The following is a 19,459-nucleotide window of genomic DNA, read 5'->3' on the forward strand; positions in this document are numbered from 1 at the left end:
AGCTGGAATGTACTGCTAGGTTCGATAGCGGGACAGCGGAAGGACGCGTCATGTCGAATCGGTACGCGCGGATCGCCTTCTCGGCAGCGGCGCGGGAACGTCAGAGGATCGCGGGGAGCTACCGGGACTACGGCGCCCAGCTCGAGAGCGGGCGCGACGAGCCGCAACCGCTCGAGCTGCGTGAGATGGGATTCATCCGCGCGGCCGACTCCTTCTTCCTCGGCACCGCCACCCCGGACGGCTGGCCGTACATCCAGCATCGCGGCGGGCCCAAGGGTTTCGTCCAGGTCCTCGACGAGCGCACTCTCGCCTTCGCCGACCTGTCGGGCAACCGCCAGTACGTCACTGTGGGCAACCTCACCGAGAACGACCGCGTCGCCCTGTTCTTCATCGACTACCCGGTGCGCGAGCGGCTGAAGGTCTACGGCCGCGCTCGCATGGTCGAGCGTATCGAGGATCCCGAGCTGGTCGACCGGGTGTCGGGGGCATACACCGGCGCGATCCAGAAGATCGCCGAGCGAGCGATCGTCGTCACCGTCGAGGCCTGCAACTGGAACTGCGTCAAATACATCCGCCCCCGTTTCACCAAGGAACGTCTCGACGAGGCCATCGCCCTGGAACGCCGCTATGCCGCCGCCGAGCAGCAGCGGCTGACCTCGGAGATCGAGGACCTGCGCCGCGAAAACGAGTCGCTGCGAGCGCAATTGGCCGCCGCCCGCGTCACCGCGGGATGATGTGGTGCGGGCGAGATCGTTCTGCCGGTCAGTGGTGACCCGGCCAGGCGGCGTCCTGATCGGCCCGGAATGCCGCGAGATCAACTGTCGGCGTGTCGCCTGACGTGGCGACGAACTGTTGTCGGGTCACGAATCGCTCTCCCGCGCGGCCGGGGTGTTCGCGTCGGCCGGGGTGTCATCGCGTTCACGATTCACGGCCGCCAGTACTGCGGCGAGCAGGCCGGGGAGGGCGGTGTCCAGGTCGGCGGAGCGCAGGCGCAGGTGGGTGTTGCCGTCGATGGTGACGCGGGCGGTGACGCCGGCCTCGCGCAGGATCTTGAAGTGGTGGGCGGCGGTCGATTTGCTGATGCCGTCGTAGGTCAGGCTGCAGCGCAGCGGGGTGCCGGCATTGGCCAGGCGCCGGACGATCTCCAGGCGGATCGGGTCCTGTAATGCGCCGAGCACCGCGGGCAGCGGGGCCACCGCGGGCAGCGCTTCGGTGTCGGGCATGAGCTACCTCACTCGGATATCTAGTTTGATAATCGTCGAACCCCGCGTAGGGTTTGGTTCGATCATAATCAAACTTACCTGATGGAGGGTTCGATGGCATCGGCAACGGTGGTTACGACTCGAGCCGAACAGGGCAGCCAGACCTGGGCCTACGCGCTCGTCCTCGCGGCCAGCGGTGTGGCGCTTGGCGTTTCGGGCGCACCGGCCCCGCTGTACGGGATCTATCAGCAGAGCTGGCATTTCTCCCCGCTCACCACGACCTTCGTCTTCGCCGCCTACGCGGTCGCGGCGCTGGGCGCGGTGCTGGTGTCGGGGCGGATCTCGGACGTGGTGGGCCGCAAGCCGGTCCTGCTGGGTGCGTTCGCGCTCATGATCGTGGGCCTGGTGGTGTTCCTGCTCGCCGACAATGTGGCCATGCTGCTGCTGGCCCGGGCGATGCACGGGGCCGCGGTCGGCGCGACCGTGGTCGCGGGCGCGGCGGCGCTGCTGGATCTGCGGCCGCAGCAGGGCGCGCGGTCCGGGCAGCTGTCCGGGGTAGCCTTCAATGTCGGTATGGCCGTGGCGATTCTGGGTTCGGCGGTGCTGGCCCAGTACGCGCCGCATCCGCTGCGCACGCCGTATGTGGTGATCACGCTGGTGTGTGTGCTCATCGCGGCGGGTGTGCTGGCGCTGCGGGAGCCGCACGGGGCGCGGCAGAAGCAGCGCATCACCATTGCCAAACCGGCTGTGCCGCAGGAGATCCGCGGTGACTTCTGGTTCTCGGCGCTGGGCGTGATGGCGGCCTGGTCGGTGCTGGGTGTGCTGCTGTCGCTGTATCCGTCGCTGGCCTCGGCCAAGACGGGCATCCACAATCTGGTCTTCGGCGGCGCGGTAGTGGCCTCGACAGCGACCGCGGGTGCGATCGCGCAGGCCATCGCGGGCGGGATTCCGGCCCGGCGCGCGGCCATCGCCGGCGATATCGGCATGGCGATCGCGCTGGTGATCACGATTCCGGCGCTGAACACCCACAACTGGGTGCTGGTGCTGCTGGCAGGATTCGCCCTGGGCGGCACCTTCGGGCTCGGCTTCGGCGGATCGCTGCGGCACCTGTCCAACGTTGTCCCGCAGCACAAGCGGGGTGAGACCATGTCCGCCTACTACCTGCTGGCCTACTCGGCCATGGCGGTGCCGACCGTGGTGGCGGGCTGGGCGGCCACCACCTGGGGGCTGAGCACGGTGTTCCCCTGGTTCGTGGTCGTGGTGGCGCTGGCGTGCCTGGGTGCCGCCGGTATCGGGCTGCGCCGCAATGCGGAGGCCGCGGAGGTGGAGCAGCCCGTGGAGGCGGCGACGGCCGCCTGATTTCCCGAATGGCCATGCCTGCGTCCGCCCGGTGACCCTGTGTCGCCGGGCGGACGCCGTATGTGGCGCCAGGCGGATACGACGCTGCTGCCGGTCGGAGGCGGTGCTGCCGCCGCGTCGACTTTGTGCCGCCGCCGCACATGCACACCACCTTCTCGGTGAAACGGTTTGGTGTGTCGCGATTTTCGGGTGCGCGAGGTCGCGGTGGAATTGTCGCATCCCATGCGTGACCGGGCCGGGGTCGCTATTGTTCGGCTATGCGGCGGTGGAGGTTCGGTGGGGTGGTGAGCCGGACGGTACACCGGTCGGGTCTGATGGTGTCGGCGGTGGTGGCCGTGCTCGGCGGGCTCGCCGTCGCGGGCATCACCTGGTGGGTGCTGTGGCACTTCTTGGGCGCGCGGGCCGAGACGCCGAATCAGCTGGATCTGAGCAAGATTTCGCTCGCCGTGACGGCGGGTGTCTTCGGAGCGGTCGCCCTGGTGGTGGCCTACCGGCGGCAGCGTGATGCCGAGCGCGGGCGCTTCGCCGACGTCTTCGGGGCCGCCGCCCGTCAGCTCGGGGATCCCGATGTGGCGGTGCGCATCGCCGGGGTCTACGCCATGGCCGGGGTGGCCGACGAATTCTCCGCCCGCTGGCGGCGGCAGCAGTGCGTGGATGTGCTGTGCGGGTACCTGCGGCTGCCGTATCAACCGGAGGAGGGGGCCAGCCACCTGGTCTCCAGATCGCAGCGCATCGAGGATCACGGCACGGCCGTGGAACGGGTGTACACCTATCGCCAGAACGATCGGCAGGTCCGCGACACCATCGTGCGGGTGATCGCGGAGCATCTGCGGCCCGCTGCCGAAACACCATGGTGCGGCTGTGATTTCGACTTCTCTGACGCTGTGTTCGAGCACGCCGACTTCCGGCACGCAGTGTTCGCGGGCCGCAACACCCGCTTCACCAACGCCATGTTCCTCAGCGGTCGCACCGTGTCCTTCGAGCGGACGCGGTTCCTGGGCGAGCGGGTCACCTTCCGCGGGGCCGTCTTCCGCGGTATGGCCGTCTTCGACCGGGCGGTCTTCGCGCCCACCGAGGTCGACCGGACCGACCGCGAGAATGCCGGAGCCACCTTCACCGAGGCCACTTTCGGTGGCGGCGTGAGTTTCGAGGGCGCGCAATTCCGCGGCGTGCGAACGGCATTCGACCGCGTCACCTTCGCGGGCGAGCCCGCCGTCTTCGCCGAGGCCGGCTTCGGCGCGGCCCTGACCACCTTCGAACGCGCCGTGTTCGACGGCGACCGGGTCAGTTTCACCGGTGCCGAATTCACCGGCGTGCGGGTTACTTTCGCCGGTTCCCGCTTCTACTCCGAGTCCTGTTCGTTCGACGGCACCCGGCTGGGCGCGCAGGTGCGGTGGCGCACCGGCCGCACCCGGGAGGTGTCCTTCGCCCGGGCCGAGTACCACGGGAAGGTCTCCTTCGCCGATGCCGTGTTCGCGGGGCGGTCGGTGATCTTCGCGGGTGGCGACTTCTTCGGCGACATCTCCTTCCGCCGCGTCTCCTTCGATGCCCGCGCCATCACCTTCGAACAGCCCCGGGCGTGGGTCGGCGTCCACTTCGACTGGGACGCCAGTCCTGCCACCAAACCGGCCAATATCACCCCGACGCCCTGGCCGCCCGCGCTCGCCGAGTCCACCCCCGAACTCGCCTCCTGAGCCCGTCGCGGGCTGTTCGCCGGTTTTGCCCGAAGCTCACCGGTGGGATAGCTTGCAGACGAGTTGAGTTGAGACAGGGGATTGTGTGGTGGGGAGCCACGGCGTCGGTTGGGTTGCCGGTGTGGCGGTGCTGCTGCTCTGCCTCGCGGCGCTGGTCGCGAGCCGGGCGCGACAGACACCGCATCGGGCGAGCCGCGGGACGCGCGCGATGGCAGCGGGCTCGGCCCTGGCCGGCTGGGTGCTGGTATTCGGCGCGATGACCGCCATGATCTCGCCGCTGCCCCGGGACACCGTCGTGGGCAAGGCGATTGCCGCGCCACCGGAACTCGTACAGGCCGGGCTGCCGACCACCGCCGCCAAGCCCGACGCCCCCGATCCGATGGCCGCTCTGAAGGCGGGTGACTGCGTCGAGGTGCCCATCAAGCAGGCCAAGGACGCCTCCGGCGCACCGAGTTGGAAGGCCGGCTCGCCGGAGCCGTCGGACTGCAACTCGGTGGACGCGAACTACCGGGTGCTGCAGAACGGCCCGGACCCCTGCTCGGGCCCGCTGTACACGCTGGAATCCGCACCCAAGGACAAGACCGGCAAGGCCCGCTACCACCTGTGCCTGACCTTCGACTGGCGGACCGGAGTCTGCTACGACACCGTCGATATGGATGTCCCGTCCAAGGTCGTCTGCGGGACTCCGGGTGACCACATCGTGCAGGCGACCGCGGTGCTCGAGGGCACCACCTCGGGTGCGGGCTGTCCGCGCGACGGCCGTGGCGCGGTCTGGGTGGTCTGGAACAAACTCGAGCTCACCGTGTGCTTCCGCGGCGGCGACGACCCGGGCAAGTGAGCGCGATTACGGCGCGCGCCGTCCGACGGTGATGAGGTCGGGGATCAGCCACGACGGCAGCGGCCGGGTGATCTTGCGCTGATCGACGACCTCGAATCCGGCGTGCTGCAGCAGTTTCCGGGTCTCGCGCGGTGAGGGCGCGTGGGCCGGGAAGCGCGGGCTGCGTGTGAGCCGCTGAATGGGACGTGAGGTCGGGCCGGAGGGATGCATGGTCGCGATGGCGACGAGCCCGCCGGGGGCCAGCACCCGATGGAATTCGCGCAGCGCGACCGGGTGATCGAAGAAGTGGAAGGCGCTGGTGCTCACGACCGCGTCCAGTTCGCCCGCGGCGAAGGGCAGATGCTCGGCGGCGGCCTGCCGCCACTGCACGGCGGCGGAGCGGGCGCGGGCCTGGGCCAGCATGCCCGGCGAGGCATCCACGCCGTAGACGGCCTCGGGGCGCAGTTCACGCTGGATGCGGGCGGTGAGAATGCCGGTGCCGCAGCCGATGTCGGCAATGCGGCGCGATCCGGCGGTGCGGAGTTCGGCGAGGACCTGATCCTGCGGCGGGCGGTAGACGACGTGCTGCAGGGCGGCGATGTCGTAGGCGCGGGCGACGTTGCCGAAGAACTGCGTCACCACCTGATTGCAGGCTCGATTGCCGATGGTCAGCGATGTGCTCATGGATGCTCCTGTCCGGCCTCCATGGAAGCAGATTTCGCACTGTCTGGGAAGGTGCGATGGAGTAGCGTCGGGCGCATGAGGATTCGTGGTGCCGTCCTGGAACGTATCGGAGCCCAGACGCCCTTCGCCGACTCGAAGCCGATCACCATCAGCGAGCTGGAGCTGGGCGAACCCGGACCCGGCGAACTGCTCGTCAAGATCGAGGCGGCCGGGCTGTGCCACTCGGATCTGTCCGTGGTCGACGGCAACCGGGTGCGGCCGGTGCCGATGCTGCTGGGCCACGAGGCATCCGGCCGCATCGAGGCGGTCGGCCCCGGCGAGAGCGACCTGCGCGTCGGTCAGCGGGTCGTCATGACCTTCCTGCCCCGCTGCGGCGAGTGCGCCGGCTGCGCCACCGACGGCCGCACCCCCTGCGAACCCGGCAGCCTCGCCAACAACACGGGCGAATTGCTGGCCGGCGGAAGGCGATTGCTGCGTGACGGCGCGGAAGTCCATCACCACCTGGGTGTTTCGGCCTTCGCCACGCACGCCGTCGTGGACCGCCGCTCGGTGGTTCCGGTCGACGACGATGTCCCACCCGAGGTGGCCGCCGTCCTCGGCTGCGCCGTCCTCACCGGCGGTGGCGCCCTGCTGAATTCGGCGAAGCCCGGTCCCGCGGACCGCATCATGGTCGTCGGCCTCGGCGGCGTCGGCATGGCCGCGGTGCTCGTGGCAGCGGCGCTGCGGGCCGGCACCGACCGCGAAGTCATCGCGGTCGACACCGTCCCCGACAAACTGAAGACCGCCCTGGAACTCGGCGCCACCGCCGCCTACACCCCCCAGCAAATCGCCGCCGACAACATCCAGGCCGAGGCGGTCATCGAAGCCACGGGCAACATCCGAGCCTTCGAAACCGCCGTAGCCGCAACAGCTCCCGGCGGCGTCACCGTCACCGTAGGCCTCCCCGCCCCTGACGCCCGCGCCTCCATCTCCCCCCTCGCCCTGGTCGCCCAGGGCCGCGCCATCATCGGCAGCTACCTCGGCTCCGCCGTCCCCGCCCGCGACATCCCCGAATTCGTCCGCATGTGGCGCGCGGGCAACCTCCCCGTCGAACGCCTCGTCTCCTCCCACATCCGCCTCGAAGACATCAACCACGCCATGGACGAACTGGCCGCCGGCCACGCCCTCCGCCAGGTGATCCTCTTCGACTGACCCGCCCGATCCCTGCGCAGTTCAGAGTTCGGCCTGCTCCGCGGCCCATGCCGCGATCTGTGCGCGCGAGGTGAACCCCAGTTTGGTCAGGATATGTTCCACGTGTGCGTTGGCGGTGCGTGGTGAAATCACCAGCCGGGCCGCGATCGCCCGGTTGGTCAGGCCGTCCGCGACGAGATCGGCGACCTGGCGTTCACGCTTGGTCAGTTTTACCCCGGAACGGAGGGGCGCCGCGGCCGCTTCGGCTTGCTCGCCGAGCGCGAAGCCCACTGCGGCATCGAAACTCAGTGCGGCGCCTTCCTGATGGGCCGCCTCGAAGGCACGCGCGCCGAGCGTCTCGCGACTGCGGCGGGTGAATTCCTCGTGGTAGACGAGCATATTGGGCAACATCGAGATGGAACTGCCACCGATGCGGCTGAGCGTATCGGCGGCGCCCAGCAGGGTAGCGGCGCGGCGGGCATCGCGCTGCTCGGTCGCGATCCACGCCAGCGCCTCCAGACAGATGGTGGCGACGACCGGATCGGACACCAGCCGGGCCGCTCGAATTCCCTCCTGCAACAGAGAGGTGGCGCGATCGGGCTCACCCGTTCGCCACACGGCGAATCCCATTGCCCACAGCACCCACGATCGATACACCGTCTCACCGGCGGATTCGGTGATCGCGAGCGCCTTCTCGAGGCCTGCGAGAGCCCGCGGGATATCGCCCTGTTGGGCGTAAACCCAGCCGAGCGAAATCTGGGCGTCCAGCTGCGATTTGAGGTCACCGGATGCCTCGTAGATGTCGATGGCATCGGCCAGCAGGGCGGTACCCGCGTCAGCCGGATTGTCCGCTCCGCCCGTGAGGAAATAATTTCCCTTGGCGTGGGCGAGCAGGGCCGCTACGAGTGGGTCCGCCGTCTGATCGGCCAGTGCCTCGAGTTGCGCCACGTGCTCGGCGGCGGCCGGTAGGTCACCCTGCAGGACGGCCATCGTGGCGGCCCCGCAGCGAGCCTTGGCCCGCCCCAGCGGCGGTGCATCGGTCGATTGGGCCAGCGCGCGCTCGTACCAGCGGCGTCCCTCGCTGAGCCGCCCACGCAAGGTCCAGAACATGTACAGGGCGGTGACGATCCGCAACGCGGTGTCGCCCGACTCGGACAGACTGAATTCCAGCGCGTTTCGCAGATTCGGCAGCTCCCGCTCCAACCGGGCAATCCACTGGAGCTGGTGCGGGCCGATCCATTCCGCTTCCACCTGGAGTGCCAGCCGCATACACCAATCCCGATGCCGTCGAACGTATTCCGGGTATCTCCCGCTGTCCTCGGCCTGCTCCCTGCCGTATTCCTGAACGGTCTCGAGCATCCGGAAGCGGACCGTGCCCTCGGTTTCCTCGCGGATCAGGATCGACTTGTCCACCAGTGCGGACAAGGTGTCGAGCAATTGCGTTTCGGTCATCTCACCGCCGCACATCTGCTCTACCGCATCGAGCTCGAAAGTGCCTGCGAACACCGACAGTTGGTCCCACAACCGCTGCTCGGCCGGTGTGCACAGGTCATAGCTCCAGTCGATGCACCACCGCAGGGTCTGCTGCCGCATCGGGGCACCACGACTCCCGCGAGTCAACAGCGCATAGCGGTCGTCGAGCCGGGTCAGGATCTGCTCGGGAGACATGGTGCGGAGCCGGGCCGCGGCCAGCTCGATCGCCAATGGCAGCCCGTCGAGTCGAGTGCAGATCCCGGCCACACTGTGCATGGAGTTATCGGTTACCTCGAAGCCCGGCACGGCCTCGGCGGCTCGCTCGGCGAACAATGTCACCGCGTCGTGGCGGGTCACCGTGCGCAGCCCGGGTTTGCTCGCCATATCGGGAATCCCCAAGGGCGGCACCACGAACACCGCTTCCCCGCTGACGCCGAGTGCCTCGCGGCTGGTCGCCAGAATCCGCACGTCCGGGCAGGTCCGGAGCAGCGATTCGGTCAGCGCCGCGGCCGCTTCGATCACGTGCTCGCAGTTGTCCAGTATCAGCAGCAGATTGCGCTCGGACAAGAACTCCAGCAGCACCTCGAGCGTCGGCCGGGCACTCTGGTTTCGCAGACCGAGTGCGGTGGCCACGACATCGACCAGAAGTGTTTCATCGCGCAGATCACTCAACTCGATCAGCCGCGCACCGTCGGTGAAATTTCGCTGCACCTTGTCGGCGACCTGCAGCGCGAGCCGTGACTTGCCGACCCCGCCGATACCGGTCAGCGTCACCAGACGTGACCCCGCCAGCAGGTTCTTGATTTCGGTCAGCTGGATCCGCCGGTCGACGAAGCTGCTCAGCTCGATCGGCAGGTTCCCGGTACGGCTCCCCGCCGCGGGCACCGGCGTGACGACCGATGCGGGCTCGGCTGCCGGTTCGGGCGGCAGCGTCATCGCATCGACCCGGAAACCGTGATCGCGCTCTACCTGGCGTAGTTGCTCGCCCAACTCCGCGGCGGTGGGGCGGTCGCGTGGTTCGCGGGACATGGCCGCCGCGATCACCGCGGAGACGTCGTCGGGAATTCCTTGCCTCCGCAGATCCGGTACCGGTTGCTGGGTGATTCGCAGGAATTGCGCGACGACCTCCTCGCCGCTGCGGCGTTCGTAGGCCGCATGCCCGGTCAGCGCGCAGAACAGTGTGGCGCCCAGCCCGTACACATCCGAGGCCCGGCTCGGGGCGTCACCACCGAGGACCTCCGGTGCGGTGAACGCCGGCGACCCGGTGATCGTACCGGTCGCGGTTTGGAATCCACCGGTGATGTGGGCGATCCCGAAATCGGTCAACGCGGGCTCACCGTAGTCGGTGAGCAGGATGTTTCCCGGCTTGATATCGCGGTGCAGCACCCCGGCCCGATGCGCGGTTTCCAGCGCCCCGGCGATTTTCACCCCCAGGTGCAGCACCTCTGCCAGCGACAACGGGCCGTCGCGGCGCAGGCGCGCATCGAGGGACCCGCGAGCGTGATAGGGCATGACCAGGTACGGATGACCACTCGCGGTCTCACCGACCTCGAGCATGTCGACGATATTCGGGTGCCCGGTCAGCCGCCCCATCGCACGCTGCTCGCGAAAGAAACGCTCCCGATTCTCCTCCAGCTCGCCGGTCAGCACCTTCACCGCGACCGTGCGACCCGCAGCCGGCTGAGTGCAGCGGAACACCTCCCCGAAACCGCCCCGCCCGATCTCCTCGGCCTCCTCGAAACCCGCAGCACGCAACTCCGTGACGACATCGACATCACGCTGCGTCATGAACAGATCTCTCTCGACCATCGGCCACTCGTGATCTCCCCACCGGGCACCAGCCACAATATCCCGAGTGGTCTGTTCTCCGCACGCTGTTCGCCGTCTGGCGGAGGCGGCCTTCCTACCGTCGGCCGTACCCGGGGCGGCGGCCGACGGTTTCGGGGACTGTCTGGGTTGTTACTTGCCGGGGTTGGCGGCCTATGCGGGGTCTTTGCAGTAGGCGAGGTCGGGCGGGCAGGGAGCAAGGATCGTGGAGAAGTACTGGATCGCGGAGAACAGTGTGATGGGCCCGCCGGCGACGACGAGTCCGGCCATCGTTCCGACGGCACCGAGGGTGGCGGCACCCAGGACGCAGCCCGCGATGGTGGCGCCGACGAAGGGGACGAGCAGTGCCATGACGGGACTGGTGAGCACGGCACCGGCGGCCGCACCGACCAGACACCCGACGCCCGCGCCGAGTACAGCGCCCAGGACCGCGCTGACGGCGGCTCCGATGGCTGCGCGCTGGGCGAACACGCCGAGGGCTTGGTTGTCACGGGGAGTGAAGGATTCGGCGATCTGGGTGGCGGCCCGATCGGTGGTGATGGTCTGGCCGGGGGTGACGGCCTGCGCGGCCGGCACGGGTTGTCCGGCGGTCTTGTCGGGGGTGAGCGTTACTGTGCCACCGTTGATTCGGGCGGCGATCGGGTAGGCGGTGTTGTCGATGCGGTAGGTGAGCGGGATCGCGGCGACCGGCCGGTCGGTGGGATCGGTGAGGACGAGTTGGTCTCCGGCGAGCTTCAAGGCTCCGCCGCTGATGGTCAGCAGCGCGGCATCGCCTTGACGCGTGACTTCGTAATGGACGTCGGCATTTTCGGCGTGGCCGGGTTGCGGGGCGGCGTTGGCGGTCGCGGCGGTCAGCGCGAGGGCGGTCGCGGCGAGCACGGCGGTGGTGGTTTTCCTCATCGGGTGTTTTCCTCGGTTCATCGGTGTACTTCCATCGTGGAAGGCTTTGTGCGCGAGACCAGTTCGTTGATGGTCAGGCGGCCGGACGGCTCGTTTCCAAGCGGGCGAGGCTGCGCAGTCCGGCCGGGTAGGCGTATCTGCCCACGGCCAGGGCGGCGATGGCGCCGATATACGCGAGCGGAACCAGGCGCAGCGCGGCGGCGAGCCCGTAACGGTCGGCGAGCAGGCCCACGACCAGCGGCCCGAGGGCGAGTCCGAAGATGTTGTTGGCCAAGGTCACCGTGGCGAGAGCGGTCGCCCGCAGGCTGGCGTGGGTGAGGCTGGCGACCATCGAGGTCGTCGCTCCCGCCGATCCGGCGGCGGTCACCGCTCCCAGCGCCAGGATGGTCAGTTGGCCGGTGCCGGTGCCGAGGCTGAAAGCGATGGTGAGCAGGGCCAGCGAGACCGCGCAGTAGACCAGTGCGCTGCTCCATTGACGTATCGGGTGCTGTCGGCCGACGCGGTCGGTGACGATGCCGCACACAATCATTCCGGTCCCGATAAGCAGTACATATCCCGCGGCCACAAGTCCGGCGCGGTCGGTGGGCATGGAATAGGAGCGGTTGAAGAAGCTCGGCAGCCAGGCCATCAGCACGGCCGCGACGAACAGTTGCAGACCGCCGCCGACATAGGCGCACCACACCGACACCGATGAGAACAGGCTCGAGAGCGGTGCCCGCACGGCGCCGCCGGTCGGCGTGGCGGCCGCTTCGTCGGTCGCCGGTGATTCGGCGAAAGTGTGTCGGCGCAAAGCGGATTCGGTGACCACCATGCGGAACGCGCCGACCAGCAGCAGCCCGAGACCGGCCATCAGGGCGAAGGTCCCGCGCCAGCCGATGTGCGCGGCGACGACGCCGCCCAGCGCGACACCCACGACCGCCCCGAAGGAGCCGCCCGCCAGGAACGCCCCGCTCAGGGAGGCGCGCAGGTGCGGGGCGAACACCGCCAGCATCACCGCGGCGCCGACGCTGCCATCACTTCGCCTGGTCGCCGCCTTCCGGTGGCGCGAACGAAATCGAACCGCCGACCTTGGAGAATCATCTCCGGGACCGCTTCGCGCAGGCGGCTCAGCATCTCGTTGAACATGAATACCTGCGATCCCTGACCCCGGTCGGCGAATCCACCGCCGAGCAAGCGCGCGCCATCATCGAAACACTGCTGCCCACCCACGGCAACACCACGTCTACAAGCTGACCGGCTACACCGGCTAGCCCACCGACCTGACGACCGCCAGCCCTGCGTTCCGGCGTGTCTCCGACCCGATAGGCTCGACCCGTTGCTGATTGGGCGGAGTGAAGGAGACCAGGTGACCACGAACCGGATCCGGGTGGGTGTGCTGGGTGCGCGCGGCAAGGTCGGGCAGGCCATTTGTGCCGGGGTCGAGGCGGCCGCGGATCTGGAGCTGGTGGCGCAGGTCGACAAGGGCGACTCGCTGGAGGCGTTCACGGCCGCCGGAACCGAGGTCGTGGTCGACTTCACGCACCCGGATGTGGTGATGCCCAATCTGAAGTGGCTGGTGGAGAACGGGATTCACGCCGTGGTCGGCACCACCGGCTTCGACGCCGAGCGGCTGGACCAGGTGAAGGGCTGGCTGGCCGCCAAGCCCGAGGTCGGGGTGCTGATCGCGCCGAACTTCGCCATCGGCGCCGTGCTGAGCATGCGGTTCGCCGAGCAGGCCGCGCGCTTCTTCGACTCGGTCGAGGTCATCGAGCTGCACCATCCGAACAAGGCGGACGCGCCATCGGGCACCGCCTTCCGGACCGCCGCGCTCATCGCCGCGGCCCGGGAGAAGGCGGGTGTGGGCCGCAGCCCCGACGCCACCAGCCAGGAGCTGGAGGGTGCGCGCGGCGCGGACGTGGACGGCGTACGGGTGCACTCGGTGCGGCTGGCCGGACTGGTCGCGCACCAGGAGGTGCTGTTCGGCACGCAGGGGGAGACGCTGACCATCCGCCACGATTCGCTCGACCGCACCTCCTTCGTGCCCGGTGTGCTGCTGGGCGTGCGCAAGACGCCGCTGCGCCCCGGTCTCACCGTGGGCATCGACCCGCTGCTCGACCTGTGAGCGCGCCCGCCGCGAATCCCGCCGACGGCAACGGCCGCGAGGTCTTCAAGCGGGTCGGTTTCATCGCGGCCCTGGTGGTGGTGCTCGGGTTCTACTTCGTGCTGCTGGGCCGGATCGGGATCGACCTGATCGCCACCGGTAAGCCGGCCGCGGTGGGCCTGGGCATCGGCGTGTTCATCCTGCCGGTGCTGGGCGTGTGGATCGTGGCGACCAGTGTCCGCGCCGCCTTCGCGCACCAGCACCTGGCCCGCCGCATGCACGAGGAGGGCGGCGAGCTGGATGTCTCCGATCTGCCGCGCCGCCCGTCCGGACGTATCGAAAAGGCTGCTGCCGATGCGCTTTTCGAGCAGGTGAAGCAGGAATTCGAGGCGGACCCGCAGAACTGGCGTACCAACTACCGCGCCGCCCGCGCCTACGATTACGCCGGCGACCGCACCCGCGCACGCGAAATGATGAAGCGCGCAGTGGAATTGGAGCGTGGGGACCGGCCCGGGGCACGGTAGCCGCGATTTCGCAGGAAACCTGCCGGTAGGTTGCGACCGGGGTAAAGTCCGCCCGGTGAGGTTCAAGGTGGGTTATGCGCTGGCGATAGCCTGCGCAACGATGGGGTCGCCTGCGGTGGGGTCGGCGATGGCACGCGCGGACGACGCGCCGTCCTGCATCGAGTCGGAGAACGACTACAAACTGGAGTGGCAGGTCAGCTGGTCGATCTACGAGGCCGAGCAGCAGAATCCGGCCGACGGCCGATCGGTGACCGAGGTGGATCTGCCGGTCACCATCGCCGCGCCGCTGGACAAGGTGTGGGACGTGTACACCGATGTCCGCAACGGTATCGGCCGCCACTCGTTCCTGAAGGACATCATCGTCCACCGCACCTGCGATGACGGTGACACGCAGATCGCGGATTTCACCGCGCTCGAGGACATTCCGATGGGCCCGGTCACCTTCCCTGGGCACACCCAGGCCGAGCAGCGCCTGCACCCGGACGAGCACTACTACACCACCGACAGCTGGGACGTCCCGAACGTGACCACCCACCAGCTGATCACCTTCACCGACAACGGCGACGGCACCACCACCGTCAACGAGCATCTGACCTTCGTCGCCGACGCGGCCCTGATCGACTTCACCGCCGACAACGGGGTGGCCGCGCACCAGGCGACGCAGGAGGGCATCAAGCGTGATATCGAAAGCGGCGCGCTCTGAGGCGGTTTCGCCCGACAGCAGCGAACCGGTGATATCGCCCGGCATGCAAATACGGCCCGGAACCTGTTGGTTCCGGGCCGTATTCGTGGTGCCGCCGACGCGTCCGGTGGTACCCCACACCGGAAGGGAGATCCGGGCACCCGTGACGGGCGGGTCCCCGGTGGAGAGTCGGTGTGCGGTTCCGGCCGCACCGGCGTTCCCGGTACCGGGGTGATCGCGCAATCACCCCGGGCCACAGTGGTTTTCGGGTTCGCCGTGCCGTCAGGACGCGGGATGCACCGTGCGCCAGTGCTCGGCGATGTCGATGCGCCGCGCCAGCCACACCTTCTCGTGTGACTGCACGTAATCCAGGAAGCGCTCCAGCGCCTTGGCCCGCGCCGGCTTGCCGATGATGCGGCAGTGCAGGCCGACCGACAGCATCTTCGGCGCACCCGCCGCGCCCTCGGCGTAGAGCACGTCGAAGGCGTCCTTCAGATAGGTGAAGAACTCCTCGCCGTTGGCGAATCCGGCGGGGGAGGAGAAGCGCATGTCATTGGATTCGAGCGTGTACGGCAACACGAGGTGATCCTGGCCGGAGACCTTCACCCAGTAGGGGAGATCGTCTGCGTAGGAATCGGAGTCGTAGACGAAGCCGCCGTGCTCCACCACCAGCTCGCGGGTCTGCGGCGAATCGCGCCCGGTGTACCAGCCCTTGGGCGCCTCACCGAAGAGCTTGGTGATGATGCGCACCGCCTCTTCCATGTGCGCGCGCTCGGTCTCGGCATCCACCATCTGGTAGGAGATCCAGCGCAGACCGTGCGAGCAGATGTCGTAGCCATTGCGCTTGAACGCCGCGACGGCCTCCGGATTGCGTTCCAGCGCCCGTGCCACCCCGAAGATGGTCAGCGGAATATCGCGGGATTCGAACAGCCGCAGCACCCGCCAGAGTCCGGCGCGGGAGCCGTACTCGTAGATGGTCTCCATCGACATGTGCCGATTCGGGAACGCCGCTGCCGGAACGATATCCGACAGGAACGTTTCCGAGGCCTCGTCGCCGTCGAGGACATTGTTCTCGCCGCCCTCCTCGTAGTTGAGGACGAAGTTGACCGCGATGTTCGCCTCACCCGGCCACTGCGGGTGCGGCGGATTGGGGCCGTAGCCCACCATGTCCCGCGGGTAGTTCAGATCGAAATCGCTCATGCCAGGTCATTTTCCAGCTCCGCGCGCAGTCGCGCCCGAGCTTCGTCGGTCAGGGTGCCGAAGAGCCGCAGCCGGGCCAGGCCGCCGTCGGGGAAGGCGTCCAGGCGCACCTGCACGACCGCCGCGTCCGCGTCGATCAGGAAGCGGTGGCGGGTGTCCGGCTGCAGGCGGGTGCGGCCCAGCAGTTCGACCTCGGTGCCGTCGGCGCGAATGCCGGTGAGGGCGCCCGCGCCCGGGCTGTTGAACAGGAAGTAGGAGGTGTCGATCTCGGCGGCGGTGATCACGCCCTCGGCGGCCAGCTGCACCAGCACCCAGTCGTTGGTGTTCTTGTCCCGGCGGCGCGCGGTCTCCCAGCCGTCGCCCATGCTGCGGGCGCGGCCCGGCATGAGCACGTTCTGCGGGTGCGAGAAGAAGCGGTTGGAGCAGTCGGCGACCAGGCCGCCGTTCTCCACCGCGGCCAGGTCGAACGGGCCGGACTCCAGCCAGGCCAGGTCGGGCTTGGCGACGCCGTGCACGCGCAGGCGGGCGATGCCGCCGTCGGGGAACATACGCAGCCGCACGTGGGTCCAGCGCTTGGGGGAGTCCACGGCGAACGGGTTCTGCGAATCGCCGGACACCTTGGCGCGCTCGACGATCGTGGTCCAGCCCTCGGCGGCGACCAGCTCGTCCGCCGACGGATTGCCTTCCACCGCAATGGCTTCCACCGACACCTCGGGCGGGTAGTTGCCCTTGAACCAGGCGGTGTCCACCACGACGCCCTTGATCACGCCGGGCACGCCCAGACGGACGATCGCGGTGTCGCAGTCGTCGCCGGCCGGGTGGTCGCCCTCGGCGCTGCGGCGGCGGCGGGTCTCCCAGCCGTCGTACACCTGGCCCTTGTGGCCGAAGGTGGCGGGGGAGTAGGTGGCCTGCTCGGGCCGGATCAGGTTCTCCTTCTCGGCGAAGGACTCGTCGTTCGCCCACAGCACGGCGCCACCCAGGGTGCGCACGGCCAGATCGGGAAGCAGCGTGAAATCAACGTCGCTCATAGCGCCGGAATCTTCCTCTCTCGCAATTGATGCAATACCTCGACAGTGGCTTTGGGGGCGATCGCGGTGACCTCGGCGGGTTCGAAGGCGCCGCACTCCAGTCCGCGCAGCACCACGGTCGCCAGTGCCTGCGCGGTGGCCGGTTCGTCCATCACCGCGCCGCCCTGGCGATCCAGGTAGCGGCCGATGCGCGGGGCGGCGATGCCCAGGCCCTCGCGGAAGAACGCGAAGGTGGCCAGCCAGCGGGTGACCAGGTGGCCCGCGCCCATGTCCCAGCCCTGGTAGTAGCCGCGCTCGAGCGAGCGGGTGACCAGGCGGAAGTGCCGCGACACCGCCGCGCGCACCTCCGCGTCGGTGCCGATCGGCAGCACCTGGGTGGAGCCGTCGCACACCCACACCCCGGTGGTGGCGGCCGCGGCCTGCATGACCGCCTTGGCGTGGTCGGCGACCGGGTGCTCCAGCGACTGGAATTTCGGGGCGATACCGCAGGCGGCGCTGTAATCGTAAGTGCCGTAGTGCAATCCGGTGCAGCGTCCGGCCGAGCGCTGGATCAGCTGGGCGACCGGGGCGGTGCCGTCGGCGGCGATGATGGCCTGCGGGCTCTCGATCTGCAGCTCGAACCGCAGCGATCCGGCGGCCAGCCCGTGGGCCGATTCGATGGCGTCGCACAGCTGCACGGTGAGATCGGCCTGCTCGACATGGCGGATCTTCGGCACGGTGAACACGAAGCCCTCGGGCACGCCGCCCGCGCCCTCGAGGACCTTCTCCAGGGTGCGCACGGCGCGCGCCCACTCCAGCGTGGTGAGGCCCTTCATGCGGATGCCGCGCGAGGACACTTGGGCCGTAAGAGCTTTCAGCACCGCGCCCGCGTGCAGGGCGTCGCGGTCCTCGACCTCGTCGCCACGGGTGCCGTAGCCGTCTTCGAAGTCCAGCCGCAGGTCCTGGATGGGGCGTTCGCTCAGGGTCCGGAAAACCCGTGCGACGGTGTCCTCACCGGCCAGCCCGACCAGCAGCTCCCGCTGGCTCTCGGCGAGTTCCAGTGCGGCCGTGCCCCATTGGGCGGGCAGGTCGATCGAGGCGTCCGCGCCGGAGGCGTACGCGGTGTGCACCGGCTGGCCCGGGCGATCGCCCGGATAGAGCCGCAGCAGTTCCGAATCCACAGCCCGCAAACGGGATTCGATCCCGTTCCATGTCTCCGGTGGCAGCGTCACGCCTGAGCCTCCTGTTCTTCGATGCCGAAATCGGCGAGCAATCCCACATACGTCTTCGGTAGTGGGGCCGCGAATTCCCCGCGGCCGGACTTACGCAACTTCATGGTGACCAGCGACTGCACGGTCAGCGTGGCGGCGGCGACGCCGTCCACCACGGGCACCCCGACCTCCTCGGTCAGGTACTCGCACAGATCCGCCATCCCCGCGCAGCCGAGCACGATGGCGTCCGAGTTGTCGGCCAGCACCGCCTCGCGGCAGGCGTCGGCGATGATCTTGCGCGCCTCGGGATCCTCGAGTTCGAGCACCGGGACCTCGCAAGCGTGCACGTTCGCGCAGAACCGTTCCATCCCATAGCGTTCCGCCAGCTCCCAGGCCCGGCCGGCGGTGCGGCCGAGGGTGGTGACGACGCTGAATTTCCGGCCCAGATGGCTGGCCGCCTGCATGGCCGCCTCGGCGATGCCGATCACCGGGCCGCGCGCCAGCTCGCGTGCAGCGTCCAGGCCGGGATCGCCGAAACAGGCGATGACGTAGCCGTCCACGCCCTCGGTCTCGCCGCGCGCGATCTCGGCCAGCAGGCCGGGCACGGCCAGCGCCTCGTCGTAGTGGCTCTCGATGGAGGCCGGGCCCATGTCGGGGTTGACGGCGTCGACCACCGTGCCGGGCGCGGCGACCAGGCGCGCGCTGTCCCCGATGAGCGCCGTCATCGCGGCGGTGGTGTTGGGATTGATGACCCGGATCCGCATGGATCCACGCTATCGAAGAGAAATGGCTCCGGCGTTGCTTGAACCGTATATGTTCGAAAGCCCCAGGCTCAGGGGTTATATATCTTCTTCACCTGCGGGTTCGGCGAACAAACCGGTGTCGGTGGGCAGGTGTGAGAGGACGCCGTTCAAGCGTGCGTGGTGCCCCTCGGTGGCCGTCAGCAATGCTTCAGCATCCCTCGCGAGGAAGGCCTGCAGCTGCTTGCTGTGGTCGGCGTGCAGCACCACGCGATCCATGGTCGACACATGCACCATCGGCTGCACGGGTTCGGTGATGTTCCAGGCGTATTCGAGCATGTGCACCACGCGCGGCATGCCCGACGGGCGCACCAGGGCCAGGTGGAAGTTGCGGGTCTCGCGGTGATAGGCGACCGCGTTCTCGGTGAGCACCGCCTGCTCGAGGCGGGCGTGGATCTCGCGGGCCAGATCATGATCGGCCTCGGTGGCATTGTGCACGGCCGCGGCCAGTGCGGCGGACTCCAGGCGCTCGCGCACGATGTACAGCTCGCGCAGCTCGTCGGCGGTCAGCATGGTGACCTGGTAGCCGAAGTTGGGCCGGTGCTCGACCAGGCCCTCGCCGATCAGGGTCTGCAGCGACTCGCGGACCGGGATGGCGCTCACGGTGAATTCGCGTGCGATCTCGCCCAGGGGCAAACCGGTGCCGGGCGGCAGGTTTCCCTCCAGGATCAGTCGGCGCAATTCGCCGAGAATCTCCTGCTGGGAGTAGCCGCGGCGGGCGTCCAGCGGCGGGTTGAGCTGGGGCAAACGGGGTAGACGGGGGCGAGAAGGCACGGACCCAACCCTAGCCCTACGCGTAACCGGGCTCACAGCCGTCACCGCTTGTGAG

Annotated in this window: 19 protein-coding genes; 8 read left to right on the top strand and 11 right to left on the bottom strand. The window is 68.8% G+C overall.

Features of this window, described 5'->3' with window-relative positions:
- Positions 1-50 precede the first annotated feature (50 nt).
- Positions 51-734: a pyridoxamine 5'-phosphate oxidase family protein gene (locus AB0L60_RS17990; protein WP_364614731.1), complete on the top strand. Its 684-nt coding sequence runs from the start codon at positions 51-53 to the stop codon at positions 732-734.
- A gap of 126 nt (positions 735-860) precedes the next feature.
- Here the strand turns inward: AB0L60_RS17990 and AB0L60_RS17995 are convergent, their stop codons facing one another.
- Positions 861-1,223, bottom strand: a complete 363-nt coding sequence (locus tag AB0L60_RS17995; RefSeq protein ID WP_364614734.1) for an ArsR family transcriptional regulator — start codon at positions 1,221-1,223, stop codon at positions 861-863.
- Between the two features lie 93 nt (positions 1,224-1,316).
- Here AB0L60_RS17995 and AB0L60_RS18000 point away from each other — a divergent pair, with 93 nt between their 5' ends.
- From AB0L60_RS18000 to AB0L60_RS18010, 3 genes are all read left to right on the top strand, one after another.
- Entirely contained in the window at positions 1,317-2,561 is a 1,245-nt protein-coding gene (locus AB0L60_RS18000) for an MFS transporter (RefSeq protein WP_364614737.1), read from the top strand.
- Between the two features lie 284 nt (positions 2,562-2,845).
- Positions 2,846-4,255, top strand: a complete 1,410-nt coding sequence (locus AB0L60_RS18005) for a pentapeptide repeat-containing protein (RefSeq protein WP_364614740.1) — start codon at positions 2,846-2,848, stop codon at positions 4,253-4,255.
- Between the two features lie 88 nt (positions 4,256-4,343).
- Complete coding sequence (locus AB0L60_RS18010; RefSeq protein ID WP_364614743.1) at positions 4,344-5,093, top strand: hypothetical protein; 750 nt, start codon at positions 4,344-4,346, stop codon at positions 5,091-5,093.
- Positions 5,094-5,099: 6 nt separating this feature from the next.
- On the opposite strand, the gene AB0L60_RS18015 is transcribed toward AB0L60_RS18010, so the two are convergent.
- Positions 5,100-5,756, bottom strand: a complete 657-nt coding sequence (locus AB0L60_RS18015) for a methyltransferase domain-containing protein (RefSeq protein ID WP_364614746.1) — start codon at positions 5,754-5,756, stop codon at positions 5,100-5,102.
- Between the two features lie 75 nt (positions 5,757-5,831).
- Here AB0L60_RS18015 and AB0L60_RS18020 point away from each other — a divergent pair, with 75 nt between their 5' ends.
- The gene (locus tag AB0L60_RS18020) at positions 5,832-6,947 is read left to right on the top strand and encodes an alcohol dehydrogenase catalytic domain-containing protein (protein ID WP_364614749.1); all 1,116 of its coding nucleotides are present in this window, start codon (positions 5,832-5,834) and stop codon (positions 6,945-6,947) included.
- 21 nt (positions 6,948-6,968) lie between these two features.
- On the opposite strand, the gene AB0L60_RS18025 is transcribed toward AB0L60_RS18020, so the two are convergent.
- The 4 genes from AB0L60_RS18025 to AB0L60_RS18040 form a co-directional block, all read right to left on the bottom strand.
- The gene (locus AB0L60_RS18025; RefSeq protein ID WP_364614752.1) at positions 6,969-10,208 is read right to left on the bottom strand and encodes a protein kinase; all 3,240 of its coding nucleotides are present in this window, start codon (positions 10,206-10,208) and stop codon (positions 6,969-6,971) included.
- 171 nt (positions 10,209-10,379) lie between these two features.
- A complete protein-coding gene (locus AB0L60_RS18030) occupies positions 10,380-11,126 on the bottom strand; it encodes a hypothetical protein (RefSeq protein ID WP_364614755.1) in 747 nt (248 codons plus the stop codon).
- A 73-nt stretch (positions 11,127-11,199) separates the two neighbouring features.
- Complete coding sequence (locus AB0L60_RS18035) at positions 11,200-12,117, bottom strand: MFS transporter (protein WP_364614758.1); 918 nt, start codon at positions 12,115-12,117, stop codon at positions 11,200-11,202.
- Entirely contained in the window at positions 12,117-12,335 is a 219-nt protein-coding gene (locus tag AB0L60_RS18040; RefSeq protein ID WP_364614761.1) for a hypothetical protein, read from the bottom strand. Before AB0L60_RS18040 ends, AB0L60_RS18035 begins: the two co-directional genes overlap by 1 nt.
- 151 nt (positions 12,336-12,486) lie before the next feature.
- Between AB0L60_RS18040 and dapB the strand changes: the two genes are divergently transcribed.
- From dapB to AB0L60_RS18055, 3 genes are all read left to right on the top strand, one after another.
- Positions 12,487-13,227, top strand: a complete 741-nt coding sequence (dapB, locus tag AB0L60_RS18045; RefSeq protein WP_364615245.1) for a 4-hydroxy-tetrahydrodipicolinate reductase — start codon at positions 12,487-12,489, stop codon at positions 13,225-13,227.
- 62 nt (positions 13,228-13,289) lie between these two features.
- Entirely contained in the window at positions 13,290-13,730 is a 441-nt protein-coding gene (locus AB0L60_RS18050; RefSeq protein WP_364615248.1) for a hypothetical protein, read from the top strand.
- A gap of 55 nt (positions 13,731-13,785) precedes the next feature.
- Positions 13,786-14,433: a hypothetical protein gene (locus AB0L60_RS18055; RefSeq protein ID WP_364614764.1), complete on the top strand. Its 648-nt coding sequence runs from the start codon at positions 13,786-13,788 to the stop codon at positions 14,431-14,433.
- Positions 14,434-14,694: 261 nt separating this feature from the next.
- Here AB0L60_RS18055 and puuE read toward each other — a convergent pair whose 3' ends face one another.
- From puuE to AB0L60_RS18080, 5 genes are all read right to left on the bottom strand, one after another.
- Positions 14,695-15,612, bottom strand: coding sequence for an allantoinase PuuE (gene puuE, locus AB0L60_RS18060; RefSeq protein WP_364614767.1), 918 nt, complete (start codon positions 15,610-15,612; stop codon positions 14,695-14,697).
- A complete protein-coding gene (gene alc / locus AB0L60_RS18065; RefSeq protein WP_364614770.1) occupies positions 15,609-16,640 on the bottom strand; it encodes an allantoicase in 1,032 nt (343 codons plus the stop codon). The genes puuE and alc overlap by 4 nt, the downstream gene beginning before the upstream one ends.
- Entirely contained in the window at positions 16,637-17,851 is a 1,215-nt protein-coding gene (locus tag AB0L60_RS18070; protein WP_364614773.1) for an aldolase/citrate lyase family protein, read from the bottom strand. Before AB0L60_RS18070 ends, alc begins: the two co-directional genes overlap by 4 nt.
- Positions 17,848-18,594 (bottom strand): aspartate/glutamate racemase family protein, encoded by a 747-nt coding sequence (locus AB0L60_RS18075; RefSeq protein WP_364614776.1) that lies wholly within the window; start codon positions 18,592-18,594, stop codon positions 17,848-17,850. The genes AB0L60_RS18070 and AB0L60_RS18075 overlap by 4 nt, the downstream gene beginning before the upstream one ends.
- Positions 18,595-18,669: 75 nt before the next feature.
- Positions 18,670-19,377: a GntR family transcriptional regulator gene (locus AB0L60_RS18080; protein WP_364615251.1), complete on the bottom strand. Its 708-nt coding sequence runs from the start codon at positions 19,375-19,377 to the stop codon at positions 18,670-18,672.
- Between the last annotated feature and the right edge of the window lie 82 nt (positions 19,378-19,459).

The sequence above is a fragment of the Nocardia sp. NPDC051981 genome, from assembly GCF_040680715.1.
Lineage (GTDB): Bacteria > Actinomycetota > Actinomycetes > Mycobacteriales > Mycobacteriaceae > Nocardia.